The organism is Flavobacterium sp. KACC 22761, from assembly GCF_034058155.1.
Taxonomy (GTDB): domain Bacteria; phylum Bacteroidota; class Bacteroidia; order Flavobacteriales; family Flavobacteriaceae; genus Flavobacterium.
Genome location: NZ_CP139148.1, coordinates 2,777,252 through 2,801,349, shown reverse-complemented (window position 1 = coordinate 2,801,349; position 24,098 = coordinate 2,777,252). Strand labels below are relative to the sequence as shown.

The window sequence follows — 24,098 nt, the reverse complement described above, 5'->3', positions numbered from 1 at the left end:
TGCGCAAATACGTACTCGGGCTTCGACTCCGCTCAGCCTGACAAGCATAATAAATCTAAAATAATTCGACAAATTCGGGAATCAGGGACTATCCAAAGACCATCCTTAATCTCTCCTTAAACCCTTAACAAATACTTTTAGATTCAAATATTAATCCTTACTTTTGAGCCTCATTAATTTTAAACAAAAATCATGGCATCTATCACATTAGGAGGAAATCCAGTTCATACATCAGGCGAATTGCCAGCGGTTGGATCGCAACTAGCTGACTTCAAATTAGTACAAAACGATTTATCAGTTGCTTCATTAAGCACTTTCGCTGGTAAAAAATTAGTTTTAAACATCTTCCCAAGTGTCGATACCGGAACTTGCGCAACATCTGTTAGAAAATTCAATGCAAGTGCAAGCGGATTAGAAAACACTACTGTTTTATGTATTTCTAGAGATTTGCCTTTCGCTCAAAAACGTTTCTGTGGCGCTGAAGGTTTAGAAAATGTTGTAAACTTATCAGATTTTCAAACTGGTGCTTTTGGTAAAGCAAACGGATTAGAGATTGTTGACGGACCATTAGCAGGTTTACACTCAAGAGCAATTATTGTGGTTGATGCTGACGGAAAAGTTCTTCACACAGAACAAGTAGCAGAAATTGCAAACGAACCAAATTACGAAGCCGCTCTAGCAGCACTATAATATTTTCCTATAAATGGAGTTTCAAAAAGATAATACATTTGTTACAGGTCGGTTAAAAAGCATGACTTATGCTTTCAACGGAGCTGTAAAATTGATTAAGACAGAACACAGCATTATGGTTCAATTCTCTCTGGGAATTATCATGACTATCGCTGGGTTCTATTTTCATATTTCACAAACCGAATGGCTATGTCAAACCTTAGCCATTGGTTTAGTTTTAGCTATTGAAGGATTAAATACAGCAGTTGAAAAAATTGCTGATTTTATTCATCCGGATTATAGCAGACGAATCGGATTTATTAAAGATATTGCTGCCGGAGCGGTATTTTTTGCCGCAATGACAGCAATAGCGATTGGCTTAATTATTTATATCCCAAAATTCATATAGGCAAGGAACGCAAGAATGGCAAAAACAAAAAAAGAAACTGCAGACAAAAAAACCGAATCAAAAGGTGAAAGCATAAGGTCTTGGAAACTATCCAAACAACAAAAGTTTGTTTTGGGATGCCTTTTGATACTTTTTTCAATCGCATTATTGGTAGCGTTTATTTCATTTTACGTTAACGGACAATGGCAAACAGACCAAAGCGCAGTTGACAGTCTTGGAAATCGCGACGAAATGGTTCAAAACTGGCTCGGAAAATTCGGAGCTTATCTTGCTGATCTTATTGTTTATCGAGGTTTCGGAATCGCCTCTTTCATTTTTGTACGTCTATTTTTCTTAACCGGATTATTTTTAGCATTGGAGCTTTCGACCAAAAAGCTAAAAAACACTTGGTTTTGGGATTTATTTGCCTTGATTGTCGTTTCTATTCTTTTTGGTTTTTTCGCGACGTCGGCACCAGAATTAGGAGGAACTATTGGCTATGAACTAAATCTTTTCCTTCAGGATTATATCGGAAAAACAGGTACTTTACTGACCTTGCTTTTCGGATTGATTGTTTATTTGATTTTCAAAATAAAAGTATCACCTGAAAAAATTCAATCGTATTTTGATTCGACCAAAAAGGAATTCAATTCCGAATTAGAATCGATAAAACCAATTCAGCCACAACAACCGCAACAACCTGAAAGCGCTTATAATTTAGAAGAATTTGCAATTGAGGAAGAAGATTCTGAATTAGACCATATTCATCTAAAAACAGTTGATTCTCAATTCGAAATCAATAAAGAAGCTTTAAAACCAACCATTTCGCATTCATCTGAAATTGATCTAAGTCCAGTTTTAAAACCTGTTGCGCCTCCAACTCCGCAAGTTATCCCAACGCATGACGAAGCATTTGTTATCGAAAAAGCGGAGGAAGAAGATATTATTGAAGAAAATCTGGCTTCTCGTCTAGTTGCTGATTTTGGATTATTTGATCCAACTTTGGATCTTTCCAATTATAAATTCCCAACGATCGATTTATTAAAAGAATATTCGACAGGAGGAATTACGATCAATCAAGAAGAACTAGAAGAAAATAAAAACAAGATTGTAGATACACTTCGTAACTACAAAATTGAAATCGCTCAAATTAAAGCGACCGTTGGTCCGTCGGTAACTTTATATGAAATTGTACCGGAAGCCGGAATCAGAATTTCTAAAATTAAGAGTTTAGAAGATGATATTGCCTTGTCACTTTCGGCTTTAGGAATTCGTATTATTGCGCCAATTCCTGGGAAAGGAACAATTGGTATCGAGGTTCCAAACAAAAATCCAACTATGGTTTCGATGAAAAGCGTTATTGGAGCAGCGAAATTCCAAGAAGCCGAAATGGAACTTCCAATCGCTTTAGGAAAAACAATTTCAAACGAAACTTTTGTTGTCGATTTAGCCAAAATGCCTCACTTATTGATGGCGGGTGCTACCGGACAAGGAAAATCGGTTGGATTGAATGCAGTTTTGACTTCACTTTTATACAAGAAACATCCAGCGGAAGTAAAATTTGTTTTGGTTGACCCGAAAAAAGTGGAGCTTACTCTTTTCAACAAAATTGAAAGACACTATTTAGCCAAACTTCCTGACACGGAAGATGCTATTATTACAGATAACGCAAAAGTTGTAAATACTTTAAATTCGCTTTGTACTGAAATGGACAACCGTTATTCTTTATTAAAAGATGCGATGGTTCGTAATATTAAAGAATACAACGAAAAATTCAGATCAAGAAAATTAAATCCAGAAGCGGGCCATAGATTTTTACCTTACATCGTTTTGGTTGTCGATGAGTTTGCCGATTTAATTATGACAGCAGGAAAAGAAGTCGAAATCCCTATTGCGCGTTTGGCTCAACTTGCGCGTGCAATTGGTATCCACTTGATTATTGCTACTCAAAGACCTTCTGTGAACGTAATTACAGGTTTAATTAAAGCCAATTTCCCTGCCAGAATTGCCTTTAGAGTAACTTCAAAAATTGACTCAAGAACTATTTTGGACACTCAAGGTGCAGATCAATTAATTGGACGAGGCGATTTATTATACACAAATGGAAATGATGTTGTTCGTGTTCAATGCGCATTTATTGATACCCCCGAGGTCGAAAAAATTACGGATTTTATTGGTGGACAAAAAGCGTATGCCACGGCATATCTGCTTCCAGAATTTATTGGAGAAGAAACTGGCATCAATCTTGATATAGATATTTCCGAAAGAGACTCCTTGTTTAGAGAAGCTGCAGAGATTATTGTCAATGCACAGCAAGGTTCTGCCTCATTACTGCAAAGAAAATTAAAATTGGGTTACAACAGAGCCGGACGATTGATCGATCAATTGGAAGCTGCTGGAATTGTTGGGCCTTTTGAAGGCAGTAAAGCGCGAAGCGTGAACATTCTAGACTTAAGTGCTCTTGATCAATTTTTTAATAATGAACAAAATTAACCCCATCATGAAAACGAAAATTCAGGAAATCAGAAACAATTCTATCACTAGCATGACTAAAAAGTGTTTTCAACTTGCAGCAATATTGCTTTTGAGCTTCACTTCTATTCAGGCTCAGGATAAAAAAGCCAAAGATTTATTGAACGAAGTAACAACGAAAATAAAAAGTTACGACAATATTGTTATTGACTTTAAATATTCTTTGAATAATGCCAAAGAAAACATTAACCAAGACAGTAAAGGAAATGTAACAATGAAAGGAAATCAATATGTTTTGAATTTCATGGGTGTTACTAAAATATTCGATGGACAAAAAACATACACTATTAATCCTGAGGACGAAGAAGTTACTGTTTCCAAAGTAAACGAAAAGGATGATAATGCTATTACGCCTTCAAAAATGCTTACGTTCTTTAATTCTGGATACAAGTACAATATGGATATTGTTCAAAATGTAAAAGGAAGAAAAATCCAGTACATTAAATTAGTTCCTACGTCTGGAAAAGACCAAAGAAAAGAAATTCTTTTAGGTATTGACGTCCAAACAAAACACATTTATAACTTGATTGAAACTGGAAAAAACGGAACAAAAACAACTTTAACCGTTAATTCTTTTAAAACCAATCAGCCTTTATCAAAAAATCAATTTACCTTTGTAGCGAGCAAATATCCAAAATACTACATCAACAAATTAGATTAATTACGGGTTGAAAATTTTAGACAAATACTTACTAAAAACATTTCTGATTACGTTTACTACGGTATTCGTAATCCTTTTTTTTATATTCATACTTCAAACAGTCTGGCTTTTTATCTCAGAACTTGCTGGTAAAGACTTGGATTTAATTTTGATTGTAAAATTCCTTTTGTTCTCAATGCCAAGGATTATTCCGTTAGTTTTACCCCTATCGGTTTTGCTGGCTTCGATTATGACTTTCGGAAATTTAGCCGAGAACTATGAGTTTGCCGCGATGAAATCTTCTGGAATCTCACTACAAAGAGCGATGCGTATTTTAATTGCATTCATCTTTGTTTTAAGTATAGTCGCTTTTTGGTTTGCTAATAATGTAATTCCGTATGCAGAATATAAATTCGTTAATTTCCGAAAAAACATTGCTCAAGCCAAACCTGCTATGGCAATTGCCGAAGGACAATTCAATGATGTCGGGTTTTATAATATCAAAGTAAATAAAAAATCAGGCGAAAACGGAAACATCTTAACAGGAGTTACAATTCACGAAAAGAATAACAATATTGGTGAAAACAAAACTGTCATAAAAGCCAAACATGGTAAATTAATCAGTAATGAAAAATCTAGCATTTTAAAACTGGTTTTGAATGACGGTTATTATTACCAAGACGTTACGCCAAAAAAATACGAAGATCGCGCCAAAATACCATTTGTAAAAGCCTCTTTTAAAAAGCAAATCATCAATATCGATTTGTCTGAACTAAATAAAGTTGACGACGATAAAGAAAGTGTAAACAGCACAAACGGAATGCTGAATGTCAGCGAATTGCGTTATACTTTGGATTCTTTGAGCAAAAATCTTGATAATGAAATAATTTCTTTTTCAGAAAATATCAATCAACGAGTGGGAATAAAAAAAATTCCAATCCCGACAAAAACCACTATCAAGAAAAAGCAAATGCCTAATGATCTTTTGTCATTATACAACACGAAACAAAAGGTAGATATCTTAAAAATGGCCAACAGCAATGTATCCAGTAATATCTATTCAATCGAAGCAACTCAAAAAGATTTAAAAGACAAGCAACGTGAGATAAATAAACATTTAACTGCATTGTATGAGAAATTTGTCATTGCTTTTGCATGCTTTTTAATGTTTTTTATTGGAGCTCCTCTTGGCGCAATCATTCGTAAAGGAGGATTGGGGTTGCCTATCGTATTTGCGGTTTTGATTTTTATCACTTTCCACTTTATCAATACTTTCGGAAAAAGACTTTCACAAGAAGGCGGCATGACTCCTTTTATGGGATCATGGATGTCATCTTTCATATTATCACCTTTGGCAATTTTATTGACCTATCGCGCAACAAACGACAACGGATTAATAAATTTTGATGCAATCACAACGCCAATTTCTCAAGCATTTCAGAAAATTTCTGAGCGATTTTTTCCCGCTCAAAACAAACAATAATTATGTCAGCAAAAATACAACTAAATACCATTGAAGAAGCTATTGAAGATATTCGTCAAGGTAAAGTAATCATTGTAGTCGATGATGAAGATCGTGAAAACGAGGGTGATTTTTTGGCAGCAGCCGAAAAAGTGACACCTGAAATGATCAACTTTATGGCTACTCACGGACGCGGATTAATTTGTACACCGCTTACTGAAAGTCGTTGTAAAGAACTTGATTTACGTGCCATGGTAACTAATAACACAGATCATATGGAAACTGCTTTTACGGTTTCTGTCGATTTAAAAGGCCATGGAGTTACAACAGGAATTTCTGCAGCTGACAGATCAAAAACGGTTGAATCTTTGGTTGACCCAAATACAAAACCTCATGATTTAGCACGTCCCGGACATATTTTCCCGTTGATTGCTAAACAGGGTGGTGTTTTAAGAAGAACTGGACATACTGAAGCCGCAATTGATTTTGCAAGATTGGCTGGATTCAAGCCTGCCGGTGTTATCTGCGAAATTTTAAATGAAGACGGAACAATGTCTCGTTTACCTCAACTTATTGAAGTAGCGAAAAAATTCAACTTAAAATTAGTTTCAATTGAAGATTTGGTTGCGTATCGAATGCAACACGACAGCTTGATTGTTAAAAAAGAGGATTTTGATATTGAAACTCGTTTTGGAACATTCAGATTAAGAGCTTACGAACAGACAACCAACAAGCAAATTCATATTGCGTTGACTAAGGGAACTTGGAATTTAGGAGAACCAATCTTAACTAGAATCCACTCTTCACAAGTTAATAATGATTTGCTTGGTACTTTGACAAACAATGCAGAACAGCAATTAGACGATATGTTTAAAGTTATTAATGAAAATGGCAAAGGCGCTATTATTTTCATTAATCAAGACATGACTGCTGTTAATTTATTAAACAGAATTTCTGAACTTAAAGCATTGCAATCACAAGGAACATTAAAAGCCCCAAAAGTGATTATTGACAGCAAAGACTACGGAATTGGAGCTCAAATTCTTCACGATATTGATATTTCAAAAATTAGATTAGTTTCAAATACACAGCAAACAAAACGTGTTGGGATGATTGGCTACGGCCTTGAAATCACAGAGTACGTAAACTACTAATTTATGGGGACAATTGAAGAAAGAATCATAAAATCTGAAACACGAATTTTTAAGGCTGTTTTTCCAAGTACTACTAATCATTATGACACTTTGTTTGGAGGAACAGCGCTTCACCTAATGGACGAAGTTGCTTTTATTTGTGCGACGCGTTTTAGCCGAAAGAAAGTGGTAACGATTTCGACTGGTCAAATCGATTTTAAAAAAGCAATTCCGGCCGGAACTTTGATCGAATTGGTAGCAAAAGTTATTAGCGTTGGAAATACAAGCTGTAAAATTCACGTTGATATTTTTATGGAGCAAATGTATTCTGAACTTCGCGAAACGGTAGTTTCAGGAACTTTTTCATTTGTTGCAGTTGACGAAAACAAAAAATCGGTACCTATTTTAAATCATTTGGAATAATTTTTTCAAAAATCCAATTTTAGGAAATATTGATAATTAGACACTTGGAAATTATTTCAAAAAAGTTTAAAAATAATTCCAAAAAAAGTTTTGATAACCAAAAAACCGTCTTATATTTGCACCCGCAATCAGGCAATGAGAGCGACATACTGGAGAAATGGCAGAGCGGTCGAATGCGGCAGTCTTGAAAACTGTTGACTGTAACAGGTCCGGGGGTTCGAATCCCTCTTTCTCCGCTGAAGGCTTAAAAACTAAAGGATAGCAATCTTTACAAAGTTTTCAAAAATGCCTAAAAAGAGCGATAAACCCTGCAAATCCAACGATTTGCAGGGTTTTTTCTTTTATACCACTTTTCAATATTTATATAATCGAACAAAATCTTTGCGGCACATTCGTGGCACACTCGGAATGGAGTGGATACCTTTTTTGCCACAAAAAGATAAGGCGGTTTTTAAAGATATTTCACCATTCTAAGTTTTGTGGCAGAATCGTGGCACATGGTTATCTTGCAAACTAGAAATCCAACAAAAATGAGGTCTGGCGAGTTTAGGTTCGAAACTTTTAGATTTTTCTTCTGCTGATGAAGAATTAATTAAAAAACGATTGCAATAGTTTAATTAAAACTAAGTCTCAAAAGATTAAAATTATCTTATGTTTTTGGTAATTTTAATAAATTGCCATTCGCAATTATTTTTACCAATCTATTAGTTCTTTAAAAAAAAATCAAAATTGGTGTCAGGTGTGTTTATATAAAATAACGGTTCTGTCGCATATGCCAGAATCAAATATAAGAATTGAAGTAATTTAAAAGTTAGCCCGCCAATTTACAGAATGATTTAAACATAGTTGTACCATGTCCAATCATCTGATTCTTTCTCAGCATATGCACAACTTCAATTCCGCTCAATGTTCGTCTTGCCGATTCAAAACTTTTAAAGCCTAACCCATTTTGTATCCTCCATTTTATAAATCGATGGTCCTGTTCTACAATATTGTTGAGATATTTACACTGCCGAATTTTAACCTTTGAGAATGAACGCTTGTTATAGACTTTGATAGCGGCAGTATTAGATCCACTTTTATCAATATTTATTACTCTTGGCTTGTAGTTATTACTAATTGCTTTAATTAGAAATGACTGAGCACTCATTCTCTGTCTTTTTCTGGTCAAAAGAAAGTCTACTGTATTGCCTAATTTATCTACCGCTTGATATAAATAACACCAAATACCTTTTACTTTGATATAGGTTTCATCCAATCTCCAACTCGCCCCTACTCTGACTTTTCTCTTCTTCATCTCTGACTCAAGCAAAGGTGTAAACTTATAAACCCAGCGCTGAATAGTAGCATGATCAACAGAAACTCCTCGCATTTTCATGATCTCTTCAACATCCCGATAGCTTAATGTAAACCTAAGCTTAAAATATACTGCCTGCAGTATAATAGATTTCGGATAGCAATGACCTTTAGTATTCATGAGTTTAAGAGTTTAAGAATTTAAAAAGGCAAAGATAAAACTTAGCTTTAGATGCGACAGAACCTTGGCAGGAAAATCTCAGCCATCATACATCTGGCACTTCCGCCTCCGCAAGCTTCGATTGTATCTAAACTTGAACTCAAAATTTTGGCATGTTTTTCTATTTGCGAAATTTGCATTGGAGTGAGACTTTGATGTGCCGAAGCACTCATAACGATATATCTTTTATCATTTGCCCCTCTGACTTCCAACATATTTCCGGCAAAATTATTTACCTGATCTTCTGTGATCAATATAATTTCCTTTTTATCATCTTTCAAATTATCCAGAACCATTTTGCGCTCTTTTGTATCATCAATGCAATCTGCACAGATAACTGCAAAAGTTTCGCCTAGGCACATCATTACATTGGTATGATAAATCAATTTGCGCTCTCCACCGACAGTCTGAAAAGCTTCGAAAATTACGGGCGCATAATCAAAATCCTTACAGAATTTAACAACCAACTCCTTATCAGCGCGAGGCGACAACGCGCAATAGGCTTTAGAATTGCTACGATCCAAAAGCAGGCTTCCTGTTCCTTCTAAAAAAAAGCCTTCTTCTTCGGCAGAAGTATAATAAACAATGTTAGAAATCCCAAAGCCTTTTTCTTCCAAAATATCCAAAATATCATCACGACGTTCCAAACGACGGTTTTCTGCAAACATTGGATACAGCACTACATCGCCATTTTCATGGAATGAAACCCAGTTGTTGGGAAAAATGCTGTCTGGAGTGTCGGTTTCTACACTGTCTTCGATAACTGTAACATCAACTCCTACTGATCTTAATTTTTCTACAAAGGCATCAAATTCCTCTTGTGCTTTTGCATTTACGGTACTTGGCAATAACCCGTCTAATACTTTCTGGTAATAATTGTTTACTGCAGTCTGTTCATTCATTCTGAATGCAACAGGACGAATCATCAGTATTGAGTTTGTTGTCTGTTTCATTTTTTGTTTTTTTTGTGATGTTTCAGGTTTCAAGTTTCAAGTTTTTACAGAACGTGAAACCTGAAACTTGAAATTATTCTTAATCTCTTATTAACGGAAGAGTTGAACATCTTAATAACCCTTCTTGTTTTGCAATTTCGGCATACGGAATCTCTTCAACTATAAAGCCATTTTCACGAAGCCAGTTATTCAATCGAGTGAAGTTTTTCTCTGAAACCACAACATTTTTATCAATCGAAAACACGTTCGAAAACATATGATACATTTCTTCTCTTTCGATATGAAACAAGTTTTCTTTTCCGAAAAGATTAACCAAATACAAATAATCAGCTTCTTCACGGAAACCTCTTTTATAAATGATCCCTTTATTTTCTCCAACTGGCTGAAAACAGCAATCCAAATGCAAAGCATTGTCTCTGGCTTCTAGCTTTGATTTGACAAGGTCAAATTCTTTCACAATTTTATTTGGGAACAGCTCTTTTATGAAATTGACACCCTGCATATTGGTTCTGGCTGTGATGTAATCTTTATAATCGCTTCCTTTGTAAGTTCCAATAAAAATATGGTCGTTCCAAAGCATAACATCGCCCCCTTCAATGTGGACTTCTTCTGGCGGACGAACAACTTTTTGCGGATCAATTTGATCGATGATATACTGAATTGCATCTAATTCGCGTTCACGGTCAGGCAGTATATTCGATTTCACAAACACATCATCAATTACGAAGCCGATATCTCTGGCAAAAATCTGATTATAGTTCTCAATCCTTTCTGGGCGATATACTTTTACATCATATTTTCTAAAAACATCATTAAAAGCTTTCATCTCAGAAATCATGTCTTTTTCTATCGGGTATGTTCCTGCTTTGATGTGTTCCAATGACTTAGGGTCATAAGCTTCCTCTAAAGTTGGAGTTGGCCCATTATGAACGGCTGATCCCAAAATTACAGCCCGGAGTCTTGAGGATTCGTTTTTTACGTTTAATTTCAATATGAATTTATCATATTTTTGAAGATAAAAATAGTTCATCTTTAATTTTTTTTATGTTTTATCCAAAACAAACCACTTCTTATTCTTTCAGTTTACCACTTTCTACAAACCATTTTTTCCATGTACCTCCTTTTCCATCCTTCCAATTATTTAAATCAAATGTATTGGCTCCTGTACTGGTCCCTTTGACTTCATAAACAGTCAGAGCGGCTCCATTTCGATTCCACTCTAATAGAGTATTTAGTTTGCAGGTTTCTGGTTTGTTGTCTGGAATTTCGGCATTTGGCGCTATAAAGTAGGCCACATCATCTTTTGAAGGGTAATTGCCAAAAACTCTTGCGATTCCTTTTTCGTCTATGCATACAGCAGTATATTCCTCGCAAGCAATTCCTTTTGCCTGCACTTTATAATCATTTACAATTCGGGCTAAAAAAGTCACATGCCTTCCTTTTCTATTGGGATTGTCATAATGCGTATCGGTTATTACATCTTTTAGGATTGCATTATCTAAAAAGGAATCATTTGATACTGTTATTTTAGTGTCAAACGGATTCATTAAGGCTTCTTGAGAAGTTACAGTGCCATTTTGAGCCGAAAAATAAAAACCGCCCTGAATAGCCATACCAGCGCTGGTTCCTCCTACAACCACCTTTCTCTTAGTGATAGCTTTATTAATTGCTTCAGAAATCGGACTGTTTCTCCAATAAGAAATATATTCCCATTGATCGCCACCGGCAAACCAAATCGCTTCCGCATTATTTATTTTATCCAATATATACTTATCAGAATTTGCTTTGGCATTTTTAAAAACAATCGTTTCAACAGAATTAACCGTAACACCAAGAGAAGTATATAAATAAGAATTATATCCATCAGAACCCGAAGTTCTTAATACCAAAACATCTCCTCCATCCGCTCTTTGCAAAAACCATTTCATTGCCTCATCATTTTCGGTCGCTCCACCCATCAAGCAAATTCCGCCTTGGGGAGTCGTGGTTTTATCAACTTTGTTTCCTGTAAAATAAGATTGGTAATTTTTGACTTCCGGCGTTTGCGGAACTGGATTTTCTGGTTTGTTTTCAGAAGAACAAGCGCTTAAAATCAACAAAAAACTTATTGTTAGCGTTTTCATTTTTGTCCGATTTACCAATTAAACAAATACAACGGAGGAAGAATCAAAAGCATTGATGCTATTAAAAATACCAACATTCTAGGCAACATCCATTTAAACCATTTGCTGTACGGAATTTTAGCCAAAGAAAGCGCTCCCATTGTAACGCCACTTGTCGGAATTATCAGATTTGTAAAACCATCGCCCAACTGAAAAGTAAGTACTGCCATTTGTCTGCTTATTTCTGACGCATCACAAATTGGGATAATTATGGGCATTGTTAAAGAAGCTTGGCCTGATCCTGAAGGAATAAAAAAGTTTAAAAAGGATTGGAAAAAAAAGATGCATTCAGCAGAAACAGCCGTCGGCGTATTTTGTGTTATGGCAACAATGGAATTCAGTATTGTGTCAATAATTCTGCCTTCCTGCGCAATAATCAAAAGTCCTTTGGCCAGACCAATCACCAAGGCTGCAGTCATCATATCTTTGGCTCCCAACACAAAAGCATCGATGGCTTTTGACATCGACATTCTATAAATAATAGAAACAAAAATGGCTAAAGCCAAAAATAGAGCCGAAATTTCGTTTATGTACCAATCATAATTGCTTACTCCATAAATCAATATAAGGATTGAAGCAAAAAGGGCGTACAAAATTATCTTCCTTCTTCCGTCCAATTTAAAATCTGATGCTTCAACACTGCTTTTCTCTTTTTCATCAGCAATACCAAACAACAAACTCTTCTGAGGATTTTTTTCAATTTTTATGGCATAATGTGTAATTACAGCACAAGCACATGTTGTCAAAACAAACCAGACAAAAATCCTATATTCCATGCCGCTAAAAATTGGGATTTGGGCAATGCCTTGCGCAATACCAATGGTAAACGGGTTGCTGAAAGCTCCTCCAAAACCTACACCTGTACCAACAATTGGAATAGCGGCACCAACAATGGCATCATAACCCATTGCTTTTGCCATTGGGACAGTAATCAAAATAAAGATTAAAATCTCCTCGCTCATTCCAAAAGTAGCTCCGGCAAAAGAGAATAGAATAATCAGAAAAGGAACAATGAATATTTTATGTTTTGGCTTCTTTTGGCTAAACTCAATCACATTAAAAAGTCCAGCATTTATAGCGCCAGTCAAATTGATAATCGAAAAAGCACCTCCAACCAAAAACACAAAAGCAATAATTTGTGATGCCGAAATAAAACCTTTTATCGGAGCTTCTAAAAAAGCTTTAATTCCTTGTGGAGCCGCTTCTACGTGCTTGTAGGAACCTGCTATGATCTTCTCTGTATTGTTTACTACAGACCTGTCAAACTCTCCAGCAGGAATTACCCAAGTTAAACCAATAAAAAGAATTGTAATCACTAAAATAATAGTGATTGTGTCCGGGAATTTTTGGATTAATTTCATTTTTTATGCATTTAAATTTTTCTTCACTGGGAGTCGCAATTTACGTTAGAAGTGCCTGATTATAGCTCTTCATCATCCCAGATAAATATCTTTTTCTCTTTCTTTTTTTCATTTACAAAACCGCGGTACATTCCTTGGGAATTATAGGAAAAATTAATATTTCCATCCTTATCAATTGCTATAAGCCCTCCTTCCCCGCCTAATTTTGTCAAATGGCCTTTGATCGTTATTTCGGTTGCTTGAACTAGGGACATGTTTCCAAATTCCATTAAATTCGATACCATTGAAGCAACGGTAGCCCTGATAAAATATTCTCCAACACCTGTACAGGATACACCGCAAGTCTTATTATTGGCATAAGTCCCAGCTCCAATAATGGCAGAGTCACCAATACGCCCATCCAATTTATTGGTCATTCCTCCAGTTGAAGTTGCCGCCGCTATATTTCCAGTTCTGTCAATAGCTACAGCGCCAACAGTCCCCATCTTCAAATTGGTGTGGTCAAGAAAAGTTGCTGTTTCAGAAACTTTTTTGGCTTCCAAAAATTGTTCTTTTCTAAAATTGGTATCAAAGTAATCGTTTTCAACTAATTCATGATTAGTTTGCTCTGCCAAATTATCGGCCGCTTCACCAGATATCATGATGATATCTTTATTTTCTAATAAACTTTTGGCAAATAAAACAGGGTTTTTGATTTTCATGCTATTTGCAACTGCTCCTGCCTCTAAAGTAGCGCCATCCATTATTGAGGCTTCGAGCAAATGTTTGCCTTCTCGGGAATAAACTGCTCCTTTTCCTGCATTAAAATGAATGCTGTTCTCCAAAGCTACTACTGCAGCTGCAACGGCATCAATGGCATTTCCGCCTTGTGCTAAAATTTCTTCTCCGGCATTTAGGGCAAGAATCAAATCATCTTTTATTAATTTTTTATCGGCTTCTGATAGATTTTCGGGAGTTATTACACCCGCACCTCCATGTATACAAAGTGCAAATGGCGTTTTATTTGTCATTTCTTTTTTTCTTTTTTTTTTTGATTTTTAAAGAAGGCTGCTAAACGAAATACATTTTTTTATTGATGAATTCCGCATTAGCAGCTTCTTATGGGGATTTTTAATATCCTGGATTTTGTTCTAATTTTCCACGTGCAATAGTAATTTCATTTTGCGGAATAGGATAAGTTGTCCTGAAAGCAGGAATATTTAAAATTGAGGTTGCTTTGCCTAATCTCACTAAAGTAAACCACTGATGCCCTTCAAAACCTAATTCCCTTTTATTTTCCTCAATCAAAATGCTAACAAAAGCATCTAGATTTGGAACAGACGCCAAAGTGTAAGGTTTTGTAGGCAAGGCTCTTTGACGCACCACGTTTAAATCGGCCAAAGCCAAACTTAAATTTTGCGGATTCTTTTTTGCCAACGCCTCTGCACGAATCAGATAGACCTCTGAAAGCTTGATGATAATCGCATTTCCCTCTATTTCGCTGTCACGGGTTCCGTACTTATCGCAATAAACTTGCTTTCCTGAATCATAATATTTATAGCTTCTAGGATCGTTGTCAGCATCCATGGCTTTGAAAAAATTAGTGTAGTTGGCCGAAACCTCAGGAGGTGAAACTGATAAATATTCAGTCAAACTATTGCCGTCAATTCCTAAAAACTGCAATTCAAATACAGCTTCGGCCGAACCTTCAACATCATAAATATCATTGTATTTTGCATTTAATTTATAAGCTGTATTGCTGATTACTTTACTGGCATACAATATAGCGTTGTCATAATCGCCTTGATACAAATAAACTCTTGCAAGCAAGGCTTCGGCAGCTGCTTTTGTAATAAAAAATCTAGCACTGTCATATTTTAAGATTGCTATGGCATCTTTTAAATCGGATATAATCTGCTGATAGGATTGAGCAACAGTTGATCTTGATACTTCAAGCGCCGATTTTGCATCCAAATATTTAGTTGAAATTGGAATACCGTATTTTGAATTTTGATCTGTAAATTGTCCAAATTGGCGCAAAGCATCAAAATGCCCTAATGCTCTGCAAAAAAGTGCGGTTCCTTTAGAATTATCATCTTTTAGCTGAAGTTCTTCCATTTTAAGCAAAATCAAATTACTGGCATTCACAAGTGAGTAAGCATTAACCCAATTGCTTTGAATATAAGCATTTGATGGCGGAACAATAGCATTGTCTAACTGCCTGAAACGTTCCTGAAAACCGGTAGCATCAGCATTACCGCTTGTTAATTCCTGAGCTAATATGAATTCGCCTCCATAGTAAGTACCGCTTTGCATCACATCATATAGTCCAACTGCGGCCGCCTTTAATGAAATATTATCCGTTATGGCAGTTGCCGCCGGAATTTCATCATCCAATTTAGTGTCCAATACATCGTCACATCCTAAAACTGTAAAGGCAAGCAACATAGACAAGAATATATATATCTTTTGATTTTTCATGATTTCAATTTTTAAAATGTTGTACTTAATCCTAATGTAATGGTGCGCGCCTGGCCTAATGTTCCAAAATCTTCCCCTTGCAGAATATTCAAATCTTCTTGGCTTGAAGTATTCGTCGAAACCTCAGGATCGAAACCTAAATAATCTGTTATAGTAAATAAATTTTGGGCTTGTATATAAAGAGAAAGACTATTCAAACCAATTTTATGAATCACATTTGAAGGCAGTTTGTAAGCAAGACTTAACGTTTTCAATCTTATGTAATCACCATCTTCCAAAAACTGCGTGCTGAAACGCTGCATTTGCCCATCTTTAGTAGAAGGTCTTGGCACATCAGTAATTTGCCCTGGCGTTCTCCAATAATTATCATATACTCTTTCACTTATGTTAGAATATGGAATACCGCTTTTTGTGTAACCGTAGTTATCATAAACATGTCGGCTTTGATTGAATATTTTGTTTCCTCCAGAGAATACGAAGTTTGCTGTTAAAGTAAATCCTTTGTATGTGAAATTGTTGCTCCATCCTCCAAAATAAGTTGGCAATGCACCACCAACAATCTGTCTGTCAGAGAAATCAATAATTCCATCCTTATTTACGTCATCAAATTTTGCATCTCCAGTTTGCGGATCTACACCCAAAAATTTAATTAAATACAAAGTACTTACCTCTTCTCCTTCTTTAAGAATATGATTTCTTCCTACTTCTTCTCCATCATTGATTAATTTTTTAATCTTATTATCAAGCAACGTTAAATTTACTCCTGTATTCCATTTAAAATTTCCGTCAAAAACAGCTGCATTAATTCCAAATTCGAATCCTTTGTTTTCTATAGCGCCAACATTTTGATAAACGGAGTTAAAACCTGTAAGTCCTGAAACTTTTGCCTGCAATAAAAGATCATCGGTTTGTTTGTTGAAATAATCAGCTGTCAAATTGATTCGGTTTTTAAACAATCCTAAATCTAAACCTATGTCTAATTGTTTTGTTTTTTCCCAGCCCAAGTCAGGATTCTCTAATCGATTTGGTGCTATTCCTGGAACTCCATTATAATTAGCATTCAAAGTATAAGTTCCTCTCCAGTTTGAACCAATTTCTTGATTTCCTGTAAGTCCATAACTAGCTCTTACTTTAAGATCAGAAATGGTTTCAATTTTAAAGAATTTCTCTTTATTGATTCTCCAAGCCACTGATCCTGAAGGAAAATAACCGTATTGATTGTTCTCTCCAAAACGAGACGAACCATCAGCTCTCAATGTAAATGATGCTATATATTTGTCATCGTAAACATAATTTGCTCTTCCAAAAAAGGATTGCAAACCGTATTGATTTCTGCCTGAAGTACTAGCAATAATAGTACTTGCTGCCGAAATACTAGAGGTTGTGTTGGTAGCATATCCAACACCTGACTGATCTGAGAAACGAGTTTCATTTTCTTGAATCGTCCAACCTAAAATGGCCCCGAAATTATGTTTTTCGCCAAAGAGTTTAGTGTAGTTCAACGTATTTTCAACGAGCCAGTTGGTTTCTTCATAAGTTGCATAAATCCCCTCGCCTGTTTTAGATTTATTTGTGCCCGATGGAACATAAGAATCCTCAACCAAGTTGGAATACTCTAACGAAAAGGCAGACTTAAATTTCAAATCTGGAATAATTTTCCATTCCACATACGCTGAACCTTGTAAACGTGTCGATTGAGAGGTGTTTTTATATTCGTTGGCAATTTGAACAGGATTTTCAAGCGGCCACCAAGTATTGTACTTAAACGGATTTGTATATTTTCCATTAGCATCGTAAATGGGTTCAGTAGGATCCCAGCCCTGAGCATTGATCACAACTCCATATTCATCATTTTCTCCAATTGTTCGCTGGTGATTGCTTCGAGTTATAAAAAAGGTATTTCCTATTTTGAATTTTTCATTAATATTATGATCCAGATTCATACGAGCGCTTAATCTCTTGAAGCCTTGTCCGATTTGGATTCCTTCTTGATTATAATAATTTCCGCTTAAATAATAACTTGTTTTTTCGCTTCCGCCCTTAACACTAAGATCCAAATTTTGTGTTACGCCAACTCTGAAGATTTCGTCGTAAATATTGGTATTAATTCCTTTTGAAGTATCGATCCAATCAAAATAATCTGAACCAAGTCCATCAAATTCAGCAGCGGTATTAAAAAAGCTTTTAAACTTATCGCTGTCTACCATTTTTGGATAATTCGAAATTTGAGCAAAAGAGGTGTAGTAATTGACATCTACAGTACTTTTTCCACTTTTCCCTCTTTTTGTAGTAATTAAGATTACTCCATTTGCACCTCTTGATCCATATATTGCGGCTGCCGCGGCATCCTTTAAAATCGTAAAAGAGTCGATATCATTTGGACTCAAATCTGCCAATGGATTTACAGGTTGTATATTCGAATTCAATGCTGAATTATTTCTAGATACTACCGGAATTCCGTCTATAATATACAAAGGCTGGCTACTTGCTGAAATAGATGAAACCCCACGAATATTAACACTAACAGCGCTACCCGGCGTGGCAGATGATGAACTTATATTCACCCCAGGAGTTTGTCCCTGAAGACTGTTTTCAAAACTTGAAGAGGTTCCCTGAGGCAGATCTTTAGTTTTTATGGATTGAATACTGGAACTTACATCTTTTTTAGATTGCGTTCCGTAACCAATAATCACTACTTCATCGAGACTTTGGCCTTGGCCTGATGTCATATAAATAGTGTAATTGGATTTCCCATCCAGAGTTATTTTTTGGGTTTGATATCCTATATAAGAAAGTTCAATCGAAGTGCTGTTTTCAGGTATCTGAAGCTGAAATTTTCCGTCAAAGTCAGTAACTGTGCTCACTTTTGAATTAGGAACAATAACATTGACGCCTACCATTGGTATATTGGATTGCTTGTCTGTAACAATCCCTTTTATAGTTTTTTGTGCGTATGTTGAAATGCATGACAACAGCACAATAATTAGTTTTAGTTTTTTGTTTAGTTTCATTTTCTTAGTTTAAAATTTAATAAAATTGACAATAGAAATGCCTTAACGATTCATGAAAATGAAGAGTTTTGGGCATAAAAATCTGTAAACTGAGAAGGGAAACTTTTTAACAATTGAATATTGGTTGCAGACCTTTTAGATAAAGTGATTTGCAATCAATATAACGGTTTAATAAATTGGTAAAATTCATTTGGTTTGGTTTGGTTGAGAAAATAAAAAAAATACAATAATGATATGGCACACTCAAGAGCGGTGTTTAAATATCAAATTTTCTTCAACAATTAAAGATTGGCTGAAGACCTCTTAAGGTAAGAGATTTTGTTTTTGTGATTGTATTTGCTTTTCCTGCAATCAAAATAGAGTGATTTTATTTGATGTTAAAAATAGAAAAAAAATCGAAGTAAAAAATAAAAACCAGACTTTTTATTAAACTTTATTTATGTTTTTAGTTTTTAAGCTGATTTTTCTTTATAATTTTAAGATTTATACCAAATAAAACAAATACAATTTGCAAATATTCAATATTAGGAAGCCAAGTCATTTGGACAATAGCTTCCTAATATTAAAATATGTATCTCTACTACAAATAAAAATTGCAAAATAGATTGATCTCCATTATTTGGAAAATACTTAAAACAAAAAATTATTTTGAGATTATAAATTTAGAACGTTTTACGATTTCGTCGCCTCTTTTGATAGAAAGTAGATATTGACCCGCTTTCAGATCTGAAACATTCACATCTATACTATTTTGACCCAATTCTCTCTTTGCATATATTGTTTTTAAAAGTGAAGCATTCAGATCATAAATAGAAATTTGGATGTTTTCTTTTTCTGCCAATCCAAAATCAATTTTAAGGATATCTACCGTCGGGTTTGGGTAAACTACTACTTCAGTATTAGTCACTTCTATGTTTTTACTTTCTTTAAATTTTGCAGTTCCGCCAGAAACATTTAATGTATAATCCTCTGTTTCTCCATAAGTATAAGTACCACAAGAAGATGTAATAGAATTATAGCTTACTATGATTCGCATTCGTATGTTTCCATTAACTGCCGATGTTGGTATAGTAATTTGAGGCGTCAAAGTTGCACTGCTGAAAACAGAATACACTTCTTCTCCTGAATCACTGAAAACTCCGTTATTATTGAAATCTATAAATACTTTCCAATATAATTTTCTAGTTGCACTAAATCCAGGCGTTAATGTCAAAGTTGTTGCCGTGCCCTTAGAAATGGTCGTTACTTGCGAAGAAAAATCAGCATAACCTCCATTTGAATTGCTTAAATTACTGATACTGCCAATTGCCACTTTTTTAATCCATTCCCTGCTAGCATCACTGCCTGCAGAAGAACAATAAGTCACCGTACCACCTCCGCCACCTGACGTTCCAAGTGTTTCTGTCAAAGTTCCATTAACTACTTTAATGACGCCATAACTTGCTTTAGATCCTGAAACTGTCGTCCAATCGTTTAAATTGAGCGTAGTAGAGCCTGTAGTATCTCCTTCAATTTTGATGATTTTTACTCCCTTTCCGTTATTGTTCCAAGTCAAAGCAGAGCCTGAAGTTACAGTTTCTGGCAACGAAGTTGTATCAAACTGATAAAAATAAGCATAGTTTGCTGTCGCAGGAGCAAAAACCTTAGCAATACCATTTTCATCAATACAAACTGCCGTTTTTTCATAAACGCCGATTCCTTTAGCATTCAATCCCGCTCCTAAATCCTTCCACATTCTGGCGATAAAAGCAGTTTGTCTTCCTCTACGATCAGGATTATTATAATGTGTATCTGTAATTACGTTAGCCAATATCGGGTTGTTTAAAAAATCATTTGCTCCGATCGTCATATCTGAATTATACGGATTAGCCAAAGCTTGCGCTGAGGTAACACTTGCATTTGCGGCACTATAATAGTATTTCCCTTGAATGGCGCATCCGGCGCTGGTTCCTCCAACAGGTACTTTCTTTGTATTGATAAGATAATTTATGGCATCTTCTACCGGAGTATCTTTCCAATAGGAAACATAAGTCGCCTGATCTCCGCCTGCAATAAATAAAGCTTCGGCATTTCTAATTTTTGTGGCAATTTCTGCAATACTTGCCTTTGCTCTGGTATCTATTAGGATGGTTTCTACAGAGTTTACTGTTCCCAATCCATAGATGTAATCATTGTAAGCTCCTGTGCCAGCAGATCTAATGACAACAAAATCGCCACCGCCTGATTTTTGAATCATCCATTTTATGGCATCGTCATTGTCTGTGCCACCTCCCATCAAACATGTACCGCCAGTGGTTGTGGTGTTGACATCTGAAGCACTGCCGGTTATCCAGTTTGTGTAAGTTTGTGAATATGTAAAATTTACTGCTAATAGAAATAATAAAATATTCAAATGTTTTATATTGATGTGGTAAATATTTTTCATAGTATGTTTTTTGTTTATTGTTAAATTTAAAAACTAACAATAGCCCTAAAATTGCAAATCATACTACTGTAAAATACTTTAAAGAAATTACAATACCGATTACGCAATTTTAAATACTATTGAAAATTATATTTCAATCTTTTAAAATTTAATAATTGGAATATTGCCTTACAGTATAATTTTAAGTAAGAATTAAATACTGAAAGCTGTAAACTATGAAGAAAGTTATTTTCAACAATTGAATATTGGTTGCAAACCTTTTAAATAAAGCGATTTGCAATCAATACAAACGAATGCTAAATTAGAATAGTTCATTTTTTTTGTGATTAAGAAAATTAAAATAAAACAACTAAATGGTAAATGAGAAACTTTATGAAGAAGGCAAAGTTTCATACCATTTTTCTTCAACAATTAAAAATAGGTTGAAGTCCTCTTAAAGTAAGAGATTTAGTTTTTAGAATTCTATCTATTTTCCTAGAAATCAAAATAATAACTTTTATTTTATCAAAATTATAAAAAAAAATGATTCAACAAAATAAAACTTATGATTTCATTATATTTAATTCATTAATTATTCTTTTTAGTTAAATATAATTCATCTAAACCAAAATTTTATTGCGTATTTAAAAACATCTATTCAAAAAAAACAAAGTTTTCCGAAAATCAATCTATTAATTTATTGATCATACCATTAAAAATAAATCCATGAAAAGGCAGAACAGAATACCAGTATAATTTTCCCAATATTCCCTTTGGCCTAAAGGTTGCTGCCTGATATAATGTATTATTAAAAATTTTAAACTCCAGCCAAGCTTCGCCTGGAAGTTTCATCTCGGCATAGAGAATTAATTTTCCTTGTTCTTTATCGGCGTAAACCACACGCCAAAAATCTAGTGCATCTCCTGAATGAATCTCATGTTTGTTGGTTCTTCCACGTCTGACGCCCACACCTCCGAAAATCTTATCTATAAAACCCCGCAGACTCCATAACCAGTCTGCATAATACCAGCCAGTTTCTCCACCTATAGACCAAATTTTGGCAATAGTTGTATCCCTGTTTATAATTTTTCTTTTTCTTCTGTCAATAAAACAGTCCTTTTTAGGAACTTTGAGATAGTAGGACACACTTCCTTTAAACTGTCCGCTGATTTGTGAATCTTTCCAGCTCGAAGCTACTGAATCTTCATCAATCTTCACAAGCGCCTTTTGCAAAGCCTGTTTGTAGCTAATCGGTTTTACATTCAATAATTCATTAATCCTATTGTCGTTGCAAACGACTTCCACTTTCATGCTGCTTACTAATGCCGAAGCCAGTTTGAAAGACGTAGAAGTAATAAAATAGAGCCAATACGATGATAATTTTGGTGTCATTACCGGAAGTGTATAAATATATCTTTTGAGTTTTTTTTCCTCGGCAAATTGAAGTAACATTTCCTTGTAGGTCAGAATATCAGGACCGCCAATATCAAAACTCTGGTTATAGGTTTTAGTATTTAACAATGCTTTTATCAAAAAATCTAAAACATCGCTAATCGCAATGGGCTGGCATTTGGTATTGAGCCATTTTGGTGTAATCATTACTGGTAGTTTATGAACCAAATCCCGTATAATTTCAAATGAGGCACTGCCGGAACCTACAATAATTCCAGCTCTGAACGTGGTGGTCGGTGTTTTTGCGCTTTTTAAAATTTCCTCTACTGCCTTTCTCGAGGATAAATGTTTGGATAATGATTTGTCATTGACTATTCCGCTTAAATAAATAACTTGCCGAGCGTTTGTCTTGTTTATTTTTTCTTTGAAATTATTTGCCGAAATTCTTTCCAGTTCATCATAGTTATCAGCAGCAGACATCGAATGAATAAGATAATAAGCTGCATCTATATCATTAGGAATATTCTCAACACTCTCCTTGTTTAGAAAGTCAACTTCAATAAGCTGAATATTTGGAGAAGCTTTCTCAGGATAATAAAATCTGTTCTTATCCCGCACACAGCAGATTACTTCATGTCCCTGATCAAGCAGTAAAGGCAATAGCCTTTTGCCAATATATCCTGTTGTGCCAGTTAATAAAATTTTCATGCTTTTGTAGTTTATATTTTAAAACTGACCAAACCATAATCCATTTGAAAAATCTGGCCAGAAATTGATCCTGCTGCTTTAGATATCAGATAATCTGCCATTTGTGCCACTTCCTGAGGTTTTAGGTAATTTTTGAGCGGATGACGTTCCATCATATTTTCTTTCATGCGATCATTTCTTAATATTGACGCTGATAATGACGTTTCGGTAATCGTTGGTGCAATGGCATTAATTCGGATTGTAGGTGCCAGTTCTGCTCCTAACGATTTAACAAGGCCTTCTACTCCGCCTTTTGCAGTCGCAATACTGGAGTGAAAAGGCATTCCTAGTTTTACTGCAACTGTACTAAAAAGAACAATGGACGGATTTTTACCTTTTTTTAAAGCCGGCAGATACTGCTGTATAGCTTTTACAGCGCCAATAACATTGATTTCAAAATCATGTCTAAAATCATCAATACTCAAACTCAAAATAGGTTTCAGATTTATAGAGCCAGGACAATAAATTAGAGAATCAATGCTTTCTATTTCGGGAAGAGTATCCATTAATACATCGGCACTATAATGAATCAAATTTGGGTGCGAAATTTCAGGAACGCTCCTGCTGATGTTGTAAACTGTCTTATTTTGTATTTGTTGCTCAACTATAGCGCTTCCAATTCCTTTGCTGCCTCCAATTACTAATATCTTTTCCATAATTTTCCATCTAAAAATTAAACTCATAATAGATTGTATTTTAAGTTCGCTCAAGAAATTCTGTTGGTTTAAAAACAATCTGATTTATAGCAATAAAATATCAATGTGCAATAACAAACCACACAATTTAGGTTTTGCGCTGGAAATAATGAAGTCTAAAAAAGCGATTAAAAATATTTTTTAATCGCT

Annotated in this window: 18 protein-coding genes and 1 tRNA gene; 8 read left to right on the top strand and 11 right to left on the bottom strand. The window is 35.0% G+C overall.

Going from position 1 to position 24,098, the window contains the following annotated elements; translation table 11 throughout:
• Window positions 1-192 precede the first annotated feature (192 nt).
• The 8 genes from tpx (at window position 193) to SCB73_RS12075 (ending at window position 7,483) form a co-directional block, all read left to right on the top strand.
• A complete protein-coding gene (gene tpx / locus SCB73_RS12110) occupies window positions 193-690 on the top strand; it encodes a thiol peroxidase (protein WP_320566487.1) in 498 nt (165 codons plus the stop codon).
• A 13-nt stretch (window positions 691-703) separates the two neighbouring features.
• Window positions 704-1,078 carry a diacylglycerol kinase family protein gene (locus SCB73_RS12105; RefSeq protein ID WP_111423903.1) on the top strand — a complete coding sequence of 125 codons (375 nt, stop codon included), beginning with the start codon at window positions 704-706 and terminating at the stop codon, window positions 1,076-1,078.
• A 15-nt stretch (window positions 1,079-1,093) separates the two neighbouring features.
• On the top strand, window positions 1,094-3,550 hold the full coding sequence (locus tag SCB73_RS12100) for a DNA translocase FtsK (protein WP_320566486.1): 2,457 nt from the start codon (window positions 1,094-1,096) through the stop codon (window positions 3,548-3,550).
• Between the two features lie 52 nt (window positions 3,551-3,602).
• Window positions 3,603-4,250: an outer membrane lipoprotein periplasmic chaperone LolA1 gene (gene lolA1 / locus SCB73_RS12095; protein WP_465221498.1), complete on the top strand. Its 648-nt coding sequence runs from the start codon at window positions 3,603-3,605 to the stop codon at window positions 4,248-4,250.
• Window positions 4,251-4,257: 7 nt separating this feature from the next.
• Entirely contained in the window at window positions 4,258-5,712 is a 1,455-nt protein-coding gene (locus SCB73_RS12090) for an LptF/LptG family permease (protein ID WP_320566484.1), read from the top strand.
• Window positions 5,713-5,714: 2 nt separating this feature from the next.
• The gene (ribB, locus tag SCB73_RS12085; RefSeq protein ID WP_413927817.1) at window positions 5,715-6,845 is read left to right on the top strand and encodes a 3,4-dihydroxy-2-butanone-4-phosphate synthase; all 1,131 of its coding nucleotides are present in this window, start codon (window positions 5,715-5,717) and stop codon (window positions 6,843-6,845) included.
• A 3-nt stretch (window positions 6,846-6,848) separates the two neighbouring features.
• Window positions 6,849-7,247, top strand: coding sequence for an acyl-CoA thioesterase (locus SCB73_RS12080; RefSeq protein ID WP_320566483.1), 399 nt, complete (start codon window positions 6,849-6,851; stop codon window positions 7,245-7,247).
• A 151-nt stretch (window positions 7,248-7,398) separates the two neighbouring features.
• A tRNA-Ser gene (locus SCB73_RS12075) sits at window positions 7,399-7,483 on the top strand.
• A 575-nt stretch (window positions 7,484-8,058) separates the two neighbouring features.
• Here SCB73_RS12075 and SCB73_RS12070 read toward each other — a convergent pair.
• The 11 genes from SCB73_RS12070 to SCB73_RS12020 all read right to left on the bottom strand — a co-directional run bounded on the left by SCB73_RS12070 (window position 8,059) and on the right by SCB73_RS12020 (window position 23,909).
• Window positions 8,059-8,724 (bottom strand): IS6 family transposase, encoded by a 666-nt coding sequence (locus tag SCB73_RS12070; RefSeq protein ID WP_320566482.1) that lies wholly within the window; start codon window positions 8,722-8,724, stop codon window positions 8,059-8,061.
• Window positions 8,725-8,771: 47 nt separating this feature from the next.
• Window positions 8,772-9,716: a citrulline utilization hydrolase CtlX gene (gene ctlX / locus SCB73_RS12065; RefSeq protein ID WP_320566481.1), complete on the bottom strand. Its 945-nt coding sequence runs from the start codon at window positions 9,714-9,716 to the stop codon at window positions 8,772-8,774.
• A gap of 79 nt (window positions 9,717-9,795) precedes the next feature.
• Window positions 9,796-10,710 (bottom strand): dimethylarginine dimethylaminohydrolase family protein, encoded by a 915-nt coding sequence (locus SCB73_RS12060; RefSeq protein ID WP_320570089.1) that lies wholly within the window; start codon window positions 10,708-10,710, stop codon window positions 9,796-9,798.
• Between the two features lie 76 nt (window positions 10,711-10,786).
• Window positions 10,787-11,839 (bottom strand): cyanophycinase, encoded by a 1,053-nt coding sequence (locus tag SCB73_RS12055; protein WP_320566480.1) that lies wholly within the window; start codon window positions 11,837-11,839, stop codon window positions 10,787-10,789.
• Window positions 11,840-11,850: 11 nt separating this feature from the next.
• Entirely contained in the window at window positions 11,851-13,239 is a 1,389-nt protein-coding gene (locus SCB73_RS12050) for a YfcC family protein (protein ID WP_320566479.1), read from the bottom strand.
• Window positions 13,240-13,298: 59 nt separating this feature from the next.
• Window positions 13,299-14,249, bottom strand: coding sequence for an isoaspartyl peptidase/L-asparaginase family protein (locus tag SCB73_RS12045; protein WP_320566478.1), 951 nt, complete (start codon window positions 14,247-14,249; stop codon window positions 13,299-13,301).
• A 100-nt stretch (window positions 14,250-14,349) separates the two neighbouring features.
• Window positions 14,350-15,699, bottom strand: coding sequence for a RagB/SusD family nutrient uptake outer membrane protein (locus SCB73_RS12040; protein ID WP_320566477.1), 1,350 nt, complete (start codon window positions 15,697-15,699; stop codon window positions 14,350-14,352).
• An 11-nt stretch (window positions 15,700-15,710) separates the two neighbouring features.
• Complete coding sequence (locus SCB73_RS12035) at window positions 15,711-18,710, bottom strand: SusC/RagA family TonB-linked outer membrane protein (protein WP_320566476.1); 3,000 nt, start codon at window positions 18,708-18,710, stop codon at window positions 15,711-15,713.
• A 643-nt stretch (window positions 18,711-19,353) separates the two neighbouring features.
• Window positions 19,354-21,135, bottom strand: coding sequence for a GEVED domain-containing protein (locus tag SCB73_RS12030; protein ID WP_320566475.1), 1,782 nt, complete (start codon window positions 21,133-21,135; stop codon window positions 19,354-19,356).
• Window positions 21,136-21,798: 663 nt separating this feature from the next.
• Entirely contained in the window at window positions 21,799-23,214 is a 1,416-nt protein-coding gene (locus SCB73_RS12025) for an SDR family oxidoreductase (RefSeq protein WP_320566474.1), read from the bottom strand.
• An 11-nt stretch (window positions 23,215-23,225) separates the two neighbouring features.
• A complete protein-coding gene (locus SCB73_RS12020; RefSeq protein ID WP_320566473.1) occupies window positions 23,226-23,909 on the bottom strand; it encodes an SDR family NAD(P)-dependent oxidoreductase in 684 nt (227 codons plus the stop codon).
• Between the last annotated feature and the right edge of the window lie 189 nt (window positions 23,910-24,098).